The sequence below is a fragment of the Nonomuraea sp. NPDC049750 genome (genome assembly GCF_040659625.1).
GTDB lineage: Bacteria > Actinomycetota > Actinomycetes > Streptosporangiales > Streptosporangiaceae > Nonomuraea.
The window spans coordinates 1-13,438 of sequence record NZ_JBFANB010000060.1 but is presented as its reverse complement, the minus strand read 5'-3'; the positions used below and the strand labels follow the sequence as shown (position 1 = coordinate 13,438).

Below are 13,438 nucleotides of genomic sequence, written 5' to 3'. Positions count from 1 at the left end.
CTTGGCGGTTGTGGGGCAGTCTTGGCGGTTGTACGGTGAGCGTCACTATGACGGCCGAGCCGGTCAGCGGGTGGCTATGACGGCCGAGCCGTGACCGAACAGGCCCTGGTTGGCGGCCAGGCCGACCCTGGCGCCCTCGACCTGGCGCCCGCCCGCCCGGCCGCGCAGCTGCCGGGTCAGCTCGCAGACCTGGGCGATGGCCTGGGCGGGGATGGCCTCGCCGAACGAGGCGAGCCCGCCCGACGGGTTCACCGGTACGCGCCCGCCGAGCGCGGTGTCGCCCGCCCGCAGCAGCTTGCCGGCCTCGCCGGGTGGGCAGAGTCCCACGTCCTCGATCCAGTCCAGTTCGAGGGCCGTGGACAGGTCGTACACCTCGGCGAACGAGACGTCGCCCGGCCCGACGCCCGCCTCCTCGTAGGCGGCGTGCGCGATGGCGGCCCTGAAGGGGCGTTCGGGAGGGGGTACGGCGGCGGAGGAGTCGGTCGCGAAGTTCGGCAGCTCCAGGACCGTGTTGGGGAACGTGGGGGTCACCGTCGAGACGGCGGCGATGCGCACCGGGTCTGCCACGCCCAGCCGGCGGGCGTACTCGGGCGAGGCCAGCACCAACGCGGCGCCGCCGTCCGAGGTCGCGCAGATGTCCATGAGGCGCAGGGGGTCGGCCACCATGGGCGAGGCCAGGACCTCCTCGGCTGTGACGACCTTGCGGTAGCGGGCCATCGGGTTCAGCGAGCCGGCCAGGGAGTTCTTGACCTTGACGGCGGCGAAGTCGTCGGTGGTCTCGCCGTACAGGGCCAGCCTTCTACGCGCATAAAGGCCGAAATATGCGGGATTAGTGGCGCCGAGCAGTCGGAACCGCAGCCAGTCAGGGTCGTCCGGGCGGTCGCCGCCGACCGGTTTGAAGAAGCCCTTGGGCGTGGCGTCCGCCCCCACCACCAGCGCCACGTCGCAGAGCCCCGCCATGATCCGCGTGCGCGCGATGTCGATCGCCTGCGCCCCCGACGCGCACGCCGCGTAGCACGAGGCGATGCGCGCGCCTGACCAGCCGAGGGCCTGGGCGTAGGTGGATCCGGCGACGAACCCCGGATAGCCGTTCCTGATCGTGTCGGCGCCCACCAGGAACTGGACGTCGGTCCAGGCGATCCCGGCGTCCCGCAGCGCCTCCCGGGCCGCCGCCACGCCGTACTCCGCGAACGGCCTGCCCTGCTTGCCCCACGGGTGCATGCCCGTACCGAGCACCACGACGCTCACGACGCGCGCCCCCACATCCACACCAGAGGTCCGTCAGCCAGCGGGCCGTGGGTGAGCTCGACCTCCATGCCGACCTCCAGTTCGTCCGCCGTCAGGTCCTTGACCTGCCCCAGCACCACGATGCCCGCGCCGGTCAACTCCACCGCCGCCAGTGTCACGGGCGTGTACGGCTCGGCGGCCACGAACGGCTCGGGCGGCGGGTAGGCGGCGCTCGTGTACGACCAGACGCGGCCGCGTCTCGGCAGCCTGGTCTCCTCCATGGACTCCCCGTCGCAGCGCGGGTTGCGGCAGAACCCGCGCTGCGGCGGGAAGCAGACCGTGCCGCACGCCGCGCACCGGGTGCCGATCAGGTGGGTGCCGTCGTCCTCGATGACGAACCAGCCGTCGATCGCAAGGCTCATAGGGAGGAGTATCACACAAGCGCTTGCTAGGTTACATCCCTCCCGCGCCACCGGTGCCGGACGAGCACCCGGGCCGACATGACCGCCGTCAGCAGCACCATGCCGAGCACCACCGGCAGCCGTGACGACGGCGCCCGGGACGCCGGCGGCCGGGAGACCGGGCCGTCGCCGAAGTAGCCGCCGGTCCCCACACCGGCCCCGGCGGACGCGGTGGCGGGCCTGGCCAGGCGGTCGGCCACGCGCAGGGCGAGCAGCGCGTTGGCCACCCCGTGCCCGTACGAGCGGTTGTAGCCGTCGGCGGGCCGCCGCCTGGTGCCCTGCTCGATGGCCGTCCGCACGTGGTACGGCGAAAGATCGGGGTACATCGCCTTGATCAGCGCGGCGATGCCCGCCACCATGGCCGCGGCCGAACTCGTCCCGTCGCCCACCACGTACGAGTCGGCGCCGTCGGCGGTCACGATGCCGGTCCCCGGCGCGACCACCGAGAGGTAGTCCTGGCGATTGGAGAACGGCGCCACCTCCAGCCGCCGGTCGACCGCGCCCACCGCGATCACGCCGGGGTAGGCGGCGGGGAAGTTCTTCTTGTTGGTCGTGTCGCCGTCGTTGCCGGACGAGGCCACCAGGACGGCGCCGTGGCTGATGGCGTACTGGACGGCCTCCTCCTCGGCGGCCGAGCCCTCCCAGGAGCCGCTGCCGCCGCCGAGCGACATGCTGATGACGTCGGCGCCGTGGTCGACCGCGTAGCGGATGCCTTTGGCCAGGGCGTCGCGGCCGCCGGCGTGCTGCTTCTGGCGGAGCGGGTCGCCGTTCTCCAGGGTGACCCTGACGGACAGGACGCGGGCGGCGGGGGCGACCCCGATGATCCCGCTGTCCGCGTAACCGCCGCCCGCGGTCCCGGTCGCCACTTGGCCGACCGCTGTCCCGCTCGCTGCGGGATCGCTTGCTGTCCCGGTCGCCGCGAGATCGGTCGCTGTCCCGCTTGCTGCGGGGTCGCCTGCCGCGGGGGCTTCTGCTCTGGGGCCGCCCACCGCGGGGGTGCCTGTTGCGGCCCTACGTGTTGCGGGGGCGTCTGCGGTCCTGCGGCCTGTCGTCCCGTGGGTTACGGTCGGGCCGTCTGGTGTCCCGCCGTTCGCTGTCAGGCTGTTCACTGGCGGGGCAGTGTGGCTGTGGCCGTGGCCGGCGATGAGGCTGGCCATGGCGGTGCCGTGGTGGCCCCACAGGGCCGGTTCGCCGGTGTCGCCGGTCAGGTCGGGCCCGGCGACCACCGCGCCGGCCAGGTCGGGGTGGCGGGCGTTCACGCCGGTGTCCAGGACGGCGACCAGCACGCCGGCGCCCTGGCTCAGCTTCCACGCCTCGGGCAGGCGCAAGGTGGCCAGCTGCCACTGTCCGGCGCGCGCCGCTGAGCCCACGTCATCGGAGGCGCTCGGTCCCGCCCCGGCCACCAGGACCCCCGCCGCCAGGGGCCCGGCCACCAGCAGGCCCACCGCCAGGGGTCCGGCCAACGGCCTGATCATCTGGTCAGACTTCCGTACAGGGCCGTGGCCAGCCGGCGGGCGGTGTCACCGAGGCGTCTGGCGACGAGCTCGCCCGGCTGGTACGGCCGGCCGTCCGCGTACCCGGCGGCCGTCGCCACGACGTAGGCGTCGTTCGAGGAGATCAGCGCGCCGGTGACGTACTGCGACTCGCCGAACCGCTCGGCCGGCCCACCGGGAAAGGCCACCGGCCGCACGGTCGGCAGCCGCCCCGCGCCGGTCCCTGGCCGCCCATCGGGCAGAGGGCCGGTGCCGGTCTCTGGCGATCCGGCCGGCAGGTAGCCCGCGAGGGTCAGTGGGAGGTCGTCCGTCAGGCGGTCAAGGGGCCGGAGGGCGTCAGGGCCGGTCAGTACGGCGATGCCGACCGTCGCCACGAACGTCTGCGTGCTGTCCGCGTACGTGGCGCGTAAGGCCGTGACGCACCCGCGCAGCAGCCGCGCGACCCCGGGTTGGAAGGCGACCCGGCACGGCGACTCCGGGGCGACGCCGGCCAGGACATAGGTCACGCGGGCCCCGGAGGGGCTGGTGCCGGGCACGGAGCTCGGGAACACCCTGGCCACCGGCCACGCGTGCCAGCGCTCCGGCACGGGTGGCTCAGACGACGGCAGGGCCGCGGACAGCAGTGAGAGCAGCACAACAGACAAAGGGAACACGTGCACCTCGCGGGCAGGGGAGGGGTCGCCCGATGCCCGTGCATTCTGACACGCGATCGACGGTCCAATCTGACGCTTCGGTAAACAGGCCGATACGCGGTGTAATTTCCTTTTGGCGGCTTTCGTCTCGCGGAGAGGGCGAGAGCCGCACATGAGCTCGGTCAGGGCGAGGGCGAGGGCGAGGGCGAGAGCCGCACGTGGGCGCCCGGTGGCAGGCCGAGGCGCTGGGCCGCGTCGCCGGAGTTCACGGCTATGGCGATCAGCCCGGCCGAGTCCGCGAAGGCCACCAGCTCGCCCGGCGGCACCGCCGCGAACGTCTCCCGGTACGGCAGCGCCAACTGCCTGCGCCCCAGCCAGACCCCGAGCGTGTCCCCGATCCGCACGCCCAGCGCCGCCAGATCGCCCGCCGCGATCGACAGCTGGGTGTTGCCGTAGCGGTCGACCGAGACCACCTCACCCTCCACGGACCCCTCGCGCAGCTTCGAGGTCGGCTCCGGCAGCGAGACCAGCCGCGAGAGCGGAACCTCGGGTCCCAGCTCGGCCGGTTTGAGTCCGCCGCACAGCCGCCCGGCCACCGGCGAGAACACGTCCCGCCCGTGGAAGGTCGGCGAGACCGGATGCAGGAAGTAGTCGGCGTTGCTGATCTCGTAGGCCGCCTCCGCGCCGCCGCTGGCGTGCATGGCCCACGACAGGAGCCCGTTGTCGGGGCCGATGAACACCCGCCCGCCCGCCTCCACGGCGACCGCCCGCCTGGCTCCGCCCGCGCCGGGGTCGACCGCCCCGATGTGTACGCCCTTCGGGAGATAGGGGATGGTCTGGGAGAGGATGGCGGCGCCGCGCCGTACATCGCCCGATGGGATCAGGTGGCACACGTCGATCACCCTGGCCTCGGGGGCGATCCCGGCTATCACTCCATGACAGGCGGCCACATAGCCATCTTCGAGTCCGTAGTCGGTGAGAAGTGTGATGACTGAGGTCACATTTGGTGACTGTACGTCTCTCAATCCGCCGTGAACACCCGCACTCCGCACATTACGATTGGCACGGGCCCGCGTGCCCACGATGTGATCGTCGCGCGCCCTTTCGAGGAGGACACCATGGACACTGCGCCGGTCAGCGGTGACAGTGCTGCCCAGGAACCGTCCAGACGACCCCTCTCCGAACGCGATCTCGAACTCCTCGCCTTCGAACGCCAATGGCGGCGTTACGCGGGTGCGAAGGAGCAGGCCATCAAGGAGACCTTCGGGTTCTCCGCCACCCGCTACTACCAGCTTCTCGGTGAGCTGATCGATCGGCCGGAGGCGCTCCAGCAGGATCCGATGCTGGTCAAACGGCTGCGCCGGCTGCGTTCCACGCGCCAGCGCGAGCGCGCCGCCAGACGGTTTGGCATGCGTCCCTGACCTGCTGGGTAAGGCAGGCGCGTGAAGAACATCAGACAAACGGGATCACCCGGTATGGAAGCGATCCTGAAGGATCCGGCGGGAGCCGTGATCGGGCTCGACTTCGACGGCACCCTCGCGCCGATCGTGGCCGATCCCGCCTCCGCCAGGATCCATCCGGAAGCGCCGCCCGTACTCGCCGAGCTGGGCAGGTACGTCAATGCGGTGGCGATCGTGACCGGCCGGCCGGTGGCCACGGCTCTCGAACTCGGGACCGGCCTGGCCGACGCGCCCAGCCTGGCCGACGTGCCCGGCCTGGTGGTGCTGGGACATTACGGGTTCGAGCGCTGGGAGGACGGCCGGGTCTCGGCGCCGCCGCCCCCGCCCGGCGTGCTCGAGGCCGAGGCCGAGCTGCAACTGCTGCTCGTCTCCCTCGGCGTGAAAGGCGTGGCGATCGAGGACAAGGGCCGGGCGGTCGCCGTGCACACCCGGCGCAGCGCCGACCCCGAGGGCACGCTGCAGGCCCTGCGCGAGCCGCTGGCCGCGCTGGCGAAGAAGCACGGGCTGGTCGTCGAGCCCGGCCGGCTGGTGCTCGAACTACGCCCGCCGGGCATGGACAAGGGGCACGCGCTCGGCCTGTTCCTGGCCGAGCGGGCGGCCAGGTCGGTCATGTTCGTCGGCGACGACCTGGGCGATCTGGCGGCCTTCGACGCGGTCAGGAACTCAGGGTTGCCGGGGGTGAATGTGTGCAGCGGCTCCGCCGAGGTGACCGCGCTGGCCGAGCGGGCCGACATCGTGGTGGACGGCCCCGACGGCGTGGTGTCCCTGCTGCGGGAGCTCGCGTCGGCTTTCAAGGGGCACTGATTCGCGCTAACTCGCCGACAAGTACGCAACCCGCGTGCAAGCGCGCGCCAGTACGGTCGCGGGATGTCGAAGAGATACCTCGCCGTGGCGGGCCTGTCCGTGGCCGCCGCCCTCCTCGTCCCGGCCGTCCCCGCCTCCGCGAGCGCCGCGAGCACCGCGAACCATCCGCTCAAGCTGCGCCAAGGGCTGACGCTGTCCCTTCCGAGCTCATGGAAGGTGTACGGCAAGGGCGACTGGATCCATGTCGTCACCGGCAAGTGCGCCAAGCCCAAGGGGGCGTACTTCACGCCGGAGTGCCGCGGCTTCTGGGTGCTCGGGCCCGCGGCCATCAAGGTGGGTCACGAGCTCAACCCGTACACGCCCGACCGGCCCTTCTACTCGGCGACCGACGTGGAGCCCTGCCCGCTCAACCGCAAGTGGGGCCAGACGTTCAACGGCGCGGCGGCCAAGGGACTGCGCCAGGTCGGGCCCGGTCACAAGGCGTACTACCGCGCGTGGAAGGGCACCTGCGTCACCGGGACGGGCAAGAAGCGGGCCACCTTCGTCCAGCGGGAGTGGTACCTGCCCAAGAGCGGCATCCTCGTCGTCGACTCATGGAACACCCCCGGCCTGCCCGGCGTACTCAAGCACGCGACCTGGCGATAAGCGCCCCCGGCCTGCTCACGTACGCGGCCTGGCGATACGCGCTCAGGCGCGCGGCCTGGCGATGAGCACACCGCCGGCGGCCAGGCCGATGAGGACGGGAACCAGCAGGAACGCGTTCCAGGTGCCGAAGCCGTCGGCGAGCGCGCCGAGCGCGAGCGGGCCGAGGGCCATCGCGGACCCGGCCCAGATCGGCGCGGCCGCGCCGGCCCGGTCGGGCCGGTCGCCCGCGTGCGTGATCAGCGCGGCCAGCGCGAGCGGGAAGTGCAGGGACGCGCCGAGCCCGCTGAGCGCGAGGCCCGCGTAGGACAGGACGGGCCAGGTGCTCAACCAGAAGAGCAACCAGCCCACCGCGGTGACCGCCAGCGCGCCCAGGAAGAGCCGCGCGGGTGGCAGGCGTAAGGCCAGGTACGCGCCGGCGAACCGGCCCGCCGCCAGCCCGGCCAGGAACGCGGTCAGCCCGGTCGCGGCGGCGGCCGCGCTCAGGCCGGTGCGCGCGGCGAACAGTTCGGCGGCCCACAAGTTGAACGAGAACTCCAGCGCCACGCAGCAGCTCAGCACGCCGCCCGCCACCAAGAAGCGCCACCCGGGCGGCGCCGGTCGCTCGCCGGTGGGCGAGACCGCCACGGTCGTGGCCGGAGGCCAGACCCGCGCCATCGTCACGACCAGCAGCGCGGTGAGCGCGGGGGTGAGGAGTAGCGCGGCCCGCCAGCCGAGCGTGGTCTGCGCGACCGCGCTGAGCAGGAAGGTCGCGGCCACGCCCGCCACGACGCCGACGGCGTTCGCCTCGCTCAGCGCGGCCGGCCCGGCCGGCCCGTGGTGCTCGCTGAGTGCGGCCATGGCGCTGTAGAGGGCGATCGAGCCGAAGCCGCCGGCCACGCCATAGCCGAGCAGCGTCAGGGGCAGCGCGGAGAACAGCACGATCAGGAGCACGCCCGCGTTCATCCCGGCCAGGCCGATCCAGGTGGTGGTCCGCCTGCCGTAGCGCCTGGTGAGGAGCGGGAGGGAGAGGCCGGCCAGGATGGTGCCCACGGCCATCGCGGTGCCGTGCAGGCCGGCGACCGTGCCGGAGGTGCGCTGCTGGAGGCGGAGGAGCGGCAGGGCCGCGCTCAGGCCGTAGACGAAGGTGGCGAACGTACCGAGGATCAGGTAGATCAGCCAGGTCGGCCGGTCCCTGGTCAGCCGGGTGCTCTCTGAGATCGCCGACATGCTAGGCCAGCGCGTCCAGCTGGGCGGCGAACCACTTCTGCGGCGGGAGCGCGGTGGCCGCCGCCTCCAGCCGGTCGCGGCGGTTCATGCGCTCCTCCTCGGGCATGACCAGCGCGTCGTGCAGCGCGACGGCCGTGCCGCTCACGTCGTAGGGGTTGACCAGGAGCGCGTGCGGGCCCAGCTCGGCCGCCGCGCCCGCCTCGCGCGAGAGCACCAGCGCGGCCCGCGGCGACAGGATCGGGCCCTCCTTGGCCACCAGGTTCATGCCGTCGCGGATCGGGTTGACCAGCAGCACGTCGGCCAGCCGGTAGGCGGCCAGCGAGCGCGGGTAGTCGTCGTTGACGTTGAGTATCAGCGGGTCCCAGTCCTCGGTGCCGAACTCGTCCTCGATCTCCTGGGCGCAGCGCTGCACCGAGGCGGTGTATTCGCGGTATTCGGGCAGGTCGTGCCGGCTGGGATAGGCGAACGCCAGATGCACCACCCGGCCGTGCCATTCCGGGTGGGCGAGCAGGAACTCCCGGTAGGCCACCAGCCCGCGGACGATGTTCTTGGACAGCTCGGTGCGGTCGATGCGGACGATCAGCCGGCGGTCGCCGACCTGCTCCTTGATCGCGGCGATGTTGGACTCGACGTCGGGTTCGTGGGCCCGTGCCCACAGCGCCTCGCCGTCGACGCCGAGGCCGTGCACGCCGATGCGGGTGGTCCTGCCCTCGTGGGTGACCGTACGGCCGGCCCGGTCGACCTCCGCGCCGAGCAGGGCGCGGCAGCAGTCCATGAACGCCCCCGCCCAGCGTTCGGTGAGGAAGCCGGCGTGGTCGGCGCCCAGGATGCCTTCGAGCACCTCGCGCGCGACATCGTCGGGCAGCAGCGAGAAGTATTCGGGCGGCGCCCACGGCGTGTGGCTGAAGTGCGCGATGCGCAGGTCGGGCCGTTCGGCGCGGAGCATCGCCGGGGTCAACGTGAGGTGGTAGTCCTGGACCATCACGCGGGCCTCGTGCCCGGCCTCCTCGGCCAGCGCCAGCGCGAACGCGCCGTTGTAGTCGCGATAGGACTCCCATTCGCGCTCGAACCTGGTGCCGAACAGCGGCGCGTTGGGAATGTCGTAGAGCAGGTGGTTGACGAACCACAGCGTGGAATTGGCCACGGCGTTGTAGGCGCGGTGGAAGGTGGCCGGCGGGATGTCGAGCATCCGCAGCGCGCCGGTGTCGTAGCCGGCTTGGTCGAGCCGACCGCCGGGCGCCTGGCGTACGGCACCACGGTCACCGTCGGACAAAGCAGCGCAGACCCACAGCACGCCGTCGTCCTTCAGGACCCCGGAGAGCCCGGACACCAGGCCGCCACCGCCACGCTTCATCGTCAGCACACCGTCGTCGGAGACGGTGAACGAGACGGGTCCTCTGTTAGAGGCGACCAGGACGCTGTTCATTAAAGCTCCCTCCGACCATAGGATCCCAGCTATGGCGCTTGATGACCTAACCGAGGAACTCGCCCGCTCCGCCGCTGCCGGAGATCATCGCGCACTGGGCGAGCTCCTGAGGCGGATCGAACCCGACGTGCTGCGCCATTGCGCCCGAATCCTGCCCTACCACCAGGATGCGGAAGAGGCCTCCCAGGACACACTGCTGGCCGTGGCGCGCAACATCGGGCGCTTCGAGGGGCGGGCCAGGTTCAGCACCTGGCTGCACATCGTGACGGCCAACTGCGCCCGTACGACGTACCGCACGCTGAAGCGCCGCTCGGCCGAGCAGACCTCCGACGAGCTCCCCATGCAGAAGCCCGACGCGCGGCGGGTCAGCGTGATCGCCGGGTCGCGGCTCGACCTGCTCGACGCGATGGAGTCGCTGGAGGCCAGCAAGCCCGACCTGGCCCAGGCCCTCGTGCTGCGCGACATCGTGCAGCTCGACTACAACGAGGTCGCCGAGCAGCTCGGCATCCCGCTCGGCACCGCGAAGTCGCGCATCCACCAGGCGCGCAAGTACGTGCAGGGCGTCCTGGGGGAGGACTATCGCTGAGACCGTACGTCTCGCTTCGTGAGACGGTTGGTGGCTTGACGCGCCTGGCCAGGTAGAGTCAGGCCAAACAACTGAATATTGCTCATCCAGAGGGGTGGAGGGACCGGCCCTGCGAAGCCCCGGCAACCCTCCCGGATTCAGACTCGCTACAGGGCGAGGCCGACCGGGACAGGTGCCAATTCCGGTCTGCGGTCAAGGTGGCCGCAGGCGAAGATGAGGGAAGGCCTCGCTTCATGTCGCACGACTTCGGACCCGCTGTAGCCCTTTCTTGCCGCGAGTGCGGCACCCGTTACGAACTCGGCCCCAGCTTCGCCTGCCTGGAGTGTTTCGGGCCGCTCGAAGCGGCCTACTCCTTCGGTGACGTCACCCGGAAGGACATCGAGTCCGGCCCCGCCAACATCTGGCGCTACCGCTCGCTTCTCCCCGTTCCCGTCGACGTCGCCACCAAGCCGAACATGAACCCCGGCTGGACCAAGCTCGTCAAGGCCGGCAACCTCGGCCGCGCGCTGGGCATCAAGTCCCTGTACGTCAAGGACGACTCGGGCAACCCCACCCACTCCTTCAAGGACCGGGTGGTGGCCATCGCCGTCGAGGCGGCGCGTAACTTCGGGTTCCACACCCTTTCCTGCTCCTCCACCGGCAACCTCGCGGGCGCGGTCACGGCCGCCGCCGCAAGGGCCGGGCTCGACGCCTGCGTGTTCATCCCCGCCGGGCTGGAGCAGGCCAAGATCGCCATGGCCCGGGTGTTCGGCGGCAAGCTGGTCGCGATCGACGGCTCCTACGACGAGGTCAACCGGTTCTGCTCCGAGCTCATCGGCGACCCGCTGGGCGACAAGTGGGGCTTCGTCAACGTCAACCTGCGGCCCTACTACGCCGAGGGCTCCAAGACGCTGGCCTACGAGATCGCCGAGCAGCTCGGCTGGCGGCTGCCCGAGCAGATCATCATCCCGGTGGCCTCCGGCTCCCAGCTCACCAAGATCGACAAGGGTTTCAAGGAGCTGATCGCGCTCGGCCTGGTCGAGGACCGGCCCTACAAGATCTTCGCCGCGCAGGCCAAGGGTTGCTCTCCCGTGTCGACCGCCTACAAGGCCGGCCACGACGTGGTCCAGCCGGTCAAGCCCGACACCATCGCCAAGTCGCTGGCCATCGGCAACCCCGCCGACGGCCCGTACGTGCTCGACATCGCCCGCCGCACCGGCGGGGCGGTGGAGGACGTCACGGACCCCGAGATCGTCGCCGCCATCAAGCTGCTGGCCTCTACGGAGGGCATCTTCGCCGAGACGGCCGGCGGCGTCACCGTGGGAGTGCTGAAGAAGCTCGTCGAGACCGGGCAGCTCGACCCGGAGGCCGAGACCGTGGTGCTCAACACCGGCGACGGGCTCAAGACGCTCGTCGCCGTCGCCGACGACGCCCAGCCCACGGCAGTGATCCGGCCCTCGCTCGACGCGTTCCGCGCGGCTGTCTGACAACCAGGAAAGGCAAGTTAATCATGAGCGTTTCTGTGCGGATTCCCACCATTCTGCGCACCTACACCGGTGGTAGCGCGGAAGTGAGTGGGGAGGGCGCGACTCTCCGTGACGTGCTGGCGAAGCTCGACTCCGACTACCCGGGGATCGGCGCGAGAATTCTGGATGAATCGGGCAAGATTCGTCGTTTTGTCAACGTTTATGTTGGCGAAGAGGATGTCCGTTTTGTCGACGGACTTGACACGCCCGCCCCCGAAGGCGTGCAGATCTCCATCATCCCGGCGGTCGCCGGAGGGTAGTCACCCGCTCACTTCAGAAGGCGCTCCCATCTGGGGCGCCTTCTGTTTTTTCCGACAATTCAACGTTGAACGACTCACTCGCCGATGAAATGCGTAATTTGTTGATTGACTCTGTTGCCAAACGCTGTGCCACAGGTATGGTCGAGGGCGATCGTCTGGTGATTTCTCCCATATGTCAGGCGATTGAGGGTCTCGCGTAGGAATGGGCGAGATCTATGAGCCCAGTAAGAGGAGTCGGAAGTGGCGCAGGGCACCGTCAAGTGGTTCAACGCGGACAAGGGCTACGGCTTCATCGCGGTAGACGGTGGCAAGGATGTATTTGTCCATTACTCAGCGATCATGATGGATGGCTATCGCTCGCTCGAACAAGGCCAGCGCGTCGAGTTCGAGATCACGCAGGGGCAGAAGGGCCCCCAAGCGGAGTCCGTGCGAGCGGTCTGAACTCACGAAGCTGGTATGTACCGGCAGGTCGCACGGCAGCGCAGTCCGGGCGAAACCGCCACTCATCCTTCGTCGACTCGGCTACGGCGGGTCCGGACGGGCCCGCCGTACTGACTGACCTGGGCATGCGGGTGTCTCAGCTTGCACTCGGCAGGGTAGAGTGCTAAACAGTTCGTTGGCACTCTCTGTTCGAGAGTGCCAACACTGGATCGGGACGATGGGGTCTGCCGAACGGAGATGCAGGCCCATGCCGTCGCGGGCGTCGGCTCGGTCCATTGAAGCCACCCTGCATCTGGGAGGTCTAGCCTTATGGCAGCCAAGATGATCGCGTTTGACGAGGACGCCCGGCGCGGTCTCGAGCGCGGCATGAACCAGCTGGCCGACGCGGTCAAGGTGACCCTGGGTCCCAAGGGCCGCAACGTCGTGCTGGAGAAGAAGTGGGGCGCTCCCACGATCACCAACGATGGTGTGTCCATCGCCAAGGAGATCGAGCTCGAGGACCCGTGGGAGAAGATCGGCGCCGAGCTGGTCAAGGAAGTCGCCAAGAAGACGGACGACGTCGCGGGTGACGGCACCACGACCGCCACCGTGCTCGCCCAGGCGCTGGTGCGCGAGGGCCTGCGCAACGTCGCCGCCGGCGCCAACCCGATGTCGCTGAAGAAGGGCATCGAGTCGGCGGTCGAGCGGGTCAGCGAGGAGCTGTCCAAGCTGGCCAAGGACGTGGAGACCAAGGAGCAGATCGCCTCCACCGCCTCCATCTCCGCCGCCGACCCCGAGATCGGCTCGCTCATCGCCGAGGCGATGGACAAGGTCGGCAAGGAAGGCGTCATCACCGTCGAGGAGAGCAACACCTTCGGCCTGGAGCTTGAGCTCACCGAGGGCATGCGCTTCGACAAGGGCATGACGTCGATGTACTTCGTGACGGACTCCGAGCGCATGGAGGCCGTGCTCGAGGACCCGTACATCCTGATCGTCAACTCGAAGATCTCGGCCAACAAGGACCTGCTGCCGCTGCTCGACAAGGTCGTGCAGTCCGGCAAGCCGCTCCTGATCATCTCCGAGGACATCGAGGGCGAGGCCCTGGCCACCCTGGTGGTCAACAAGATCCGTGGCCTGTTCCGCTCGGTCGCGGTCAAGGCTCCGGGCTTCGGCGACCGCCGCAAGGCCATGCTGGGCGACATCGCCACGCTGGCCGGCGGCCAGGTGATCTCCGAGGAGATCGGCCTCAAGCTGGAGAACGCCACCCTCGACCAGCTGGGCCGCGCCCGCAAGGTCGTGGTGACCAAGGACGA

The 13,438-nt window shown here is 70.2% G+C and carries 15 protein-coding genes and 1 riboswitch; of the genes, 8 read left to right on the top strand and 7 right to left on the bottom strand.

Features of this window, described 5'->3' with window-relative positions; translation table 11 throughout:
• Positions 1–63 precede the first annotated feature (63 nt).
• The 5 genes from AB0J16_RS58655 to AB0J16_RS58635 all read right to left on the bottom strand — a co-directional run bounded on the left by AB0J16_RS58655 (position 64) and on the right by AB0J16_RS58635 (position 4,814).
• Positions 64–1,263, bottom strand: coding sequence for a lipid-transfer protein (locus tag AB0J16_RS58655; RefSeq protein WP_358557827.1), 1,200 nt, complete (start codon positions 1,261–1,263; stop codon positions 64–66).
• Positions 1,245–1,649: an OB-fold domain-containing protein gene (locus AB0J16_RS58650; protein WP_358557824.1), complete on the bottom strand. Its 405-nt coding sequence runs from the start codon at positions 1,647–1,649 to the stop codon at positions 1,245–1,247. Before AB0J16_RS58650 ends, AB0J16_RS58655 begins: the two co-directional genes overlap by 19 nt.
• Before the next feature lie 26 nt (positions 1,650–1,675).
• Positions 1,676–3,163: a S8 family serine peptidase gene (locus tag AB0J16_RS58645; protein ID WP_358557821.1), complete on the bottom strand. Its 1,488-nt coding sequence runs from the start codon at positions 3,161–3,163 to the stop codon at positions 1,676–1,678.
• Positions 3,160–3,825, bottom strand: coding sequence for a hypothetical protein (locus tag AB0J16_RS58640; RefSeq protein WP_358557819.1), 666 nt, complete (start codon positions 3,823–3,825; stop codon positions 3,160–3,162). Before AB0J16_RS58640 ends, AB0J16_RS58645 begins: the two co-directional genes overlap by 4 nt.
• A 170-nt stretch (positions 3,826–3,995) precedes the next feature.
• Positions 3,996–4,814, bottom strand: coding sequence for an SAM-dependent chlorinase/fluorinase (locus AB0J16_RS58635; RefSeq protein WP_358557816.1), 819 nt, complete (start codon positions 4,812–4,814; stop codon positions 3,996–3,998).
• Positions 4,815–4,931: 117 nt separating this feature from the next.
• Between AB0J16_RS58635 and AB0J16_RS58630 the strand changes: the two genes are divergently transcribed.
• The 3 genes from AB0J16_RS58630 (at position 4,932) to AB0J16_RS58620 (ending at position 6,722) form a co-directional block, all read left to right on the top strand.
• The gene (locus AB0J16_RS58630; RefSeq protein ID WP_358557884.1) at positions 4,932–5,234 is read left to right on the top strand and encodes a DUF3263 domain-containing protein; all 303 of its coding nucleotides are present in this window, start codon (positions 4,932–4,934) and stop codon (positions 5,232–5,234) included.
• Positions 5,235–5,288: 54 nt separating this feature from the next.
• A complete protein-coding gene (otsB, locus tag AB0J16_RS58625; RefSeq protein WP_358557813.1) occupies positions 5,289–6,077 on the top strand; it encodes a trehalose-phosphatase in 789 nt (262 codons plus the stop codon).
• Between the two features lie 63 nt (positions 6,078–6,140).
• A complete protein-coding gene (locus tag AB0J16_RS58620) occupies positions 6,141–6,722 on the top strand; it encodes a hypothetical protein (RefSeq protein WP_358557810.1) in 582 nt (193 codons plus the stop codon).
• 42 nt (positions 6,723–6,764) lie between these two features.
• On the opposite strand, the gene AB0J16_RS58615 is transcribed toward AB0J16_RS58620, so the two are convergent.
• Together AB0J16_RS58615 and AB0J16_RS58610 are read right to left on the bottom strand one after the other, a co-directional pair.
• A complete protein-coding gene (locus tag AB0J16_RS58615; RefSeq protein ID WP_358557808.1) occupies positions 6,765–7,928 on the bottom strand; it encodes an MFS transporter in 1,164 nt (387 codons plus the stop codon).
• A gap of 1 nt (position 7,929) precedes the next feature.
• The gene (locus tag AB0J16_RS58610) at positions 7,930–9,354 is read right to left on the bottom strand and encodes a trehalose-6-phosphate synthase (RefSeq protein WP_358557805.1); all 1,425 of its coding nucleotides are present in this window, start codon (positions 9,352–9,354) and stop codon (positions 7,930–7,932) included.
• A gap of 31 nt (positions 9,355–9,385) precedes the next feature.
• Here AB0J16_RS58610 and AB0J16_RS58605 point away from each other — a divergent pair, with 31 nt between their 5' ends.
• The 5 genes from AB0J16_RS58605 to groEL form a co-directional block, all read left to right on the top strand.
• On the top strand, positions 9,386–9,940 hold the full coding sequence (locus AB0J16_RS58605; RefSeq protein ID WP_357961758.1) for an RNA polymerase sigma factor: 555 nt from the start codon (positions 9,386–9,388) through the stop codon (positions 9,938–9,940).
• Positions 9,941–10,019: 79 nt separating this feature from the next.
• Positions 10,020–10,160: riboswitch (SAM riboswitch) on the top strand.
• Positions 10,161–10,173: 13 nt separating this feature from the next.
• Complete coding sequence (gene thrC / locus AB0J16_RS58600) at positions 10,174–11,406, top strand: threonine synthase (protein ID WP_358557802.1); 1,233 nt, start codon at positions 10,174–10,176, stop codon at positions 11,404–11,406.
• 23 nt (positions 11,407–11,429) lie between these two features.
• Positions 11,430–11,705, top strand: coding sequence for a MoaD/ThiS family protein (locus tag AB0J16_RS58595; RefSeq protein WP_358557799.1), 276 nt, complete (start codon positions 11,430–11,432; stop codon positions 11,703–11,705).
• Between the two features lie 240 nt (positions 11,706–11,945).
• A complete protein-coding gene (locus AB0J16_RS58590; RefSeq protein ID WP_068927743.1) occupies positions 11,946–12,146 on the top strand; it encodes a cold-shock protein in 201 nt (66 codons plus the stop codon).
• Between the two features lie 309 nt (positions 12,147–12,455).
• Positions 12,456–13,438 (top strand): chaperonin GroEL (gene groEL / locus AB0J16_RS58585; RefSeq protein ID WP_358557796.1); only part of this gene is annotated, 983 nt, incomplete at its 3' end.

Coding starts and splice junctions, on each gene's coding strand:
- otsB (WP_358557813.1), top strand. CDS start 5,289: ATGGAAGCGATCCTGAAGGATCCGGCGGGAGCCGTGATCGGGCTCGAC.
- AB0J16_RS58630 (WP_358557884.1), top strand. CDS start 4,932: ATGGACACTGCGCCGGTCAGCGGTGACAGTGCTGCCCAGGAACCGTCC.
- AB0J16_RS58605 (WP_357961758.1), top strand. CDS start 9,386: ATGGCGCTTGATGACCTAACCGAGGAACTCGCCCGCTCCGCCGCTGCC.
- AB0J16_RS58650 (WP_358557824.1), bottom strand. CDS start 1,649: ATGAGCCTTGCGATCGACGGCTGGTTCGTCATCGAGGACGACGGCACC.
- AB0J16_RS58645 (WP_358557821.1), bottom strand. CDS start 3,163: ATGATCAGGCCGTTGGCCGGACCCCTGGCGGTGGGCCTGCTGGTGGCC.
- AB0J16_RS58615 (WP_358557808.1), bottom strand. CDS start 7,928: ATGTCGGCGATCTCAGAGAGCACCCGGCTGACCAGGGACCGGCCGACC.
- thrC (WP_358557802.1), top strand. CDS start 10,174: ATGTCGCACGACTTCGGACCCGCTGTAGCCCTTTCTTGCCGCGAGTGC.
- AB0J16_RS58610 (WP_358557805.1), bottom strand. CDS start 9,354: ATGAACAGCGTCCTGGTCGCCTCTAACAGAGGACCCGTCTCGTTCACC.
- AB0J16_RS58620 (WP_358557810.1), top strand. CDS start 6,141: ATGTCGAAGAGATACCTCGCCGTGGCGGGCCTGTCCGTGGCCGCCGCC.
- AB0J16_RS58595 (WP_358557799.1), top strand. CDS start 11,430: ATGAGCGTTTCTGTGCGGATTCCCACCATTCTGCGCACCTACACCGGT.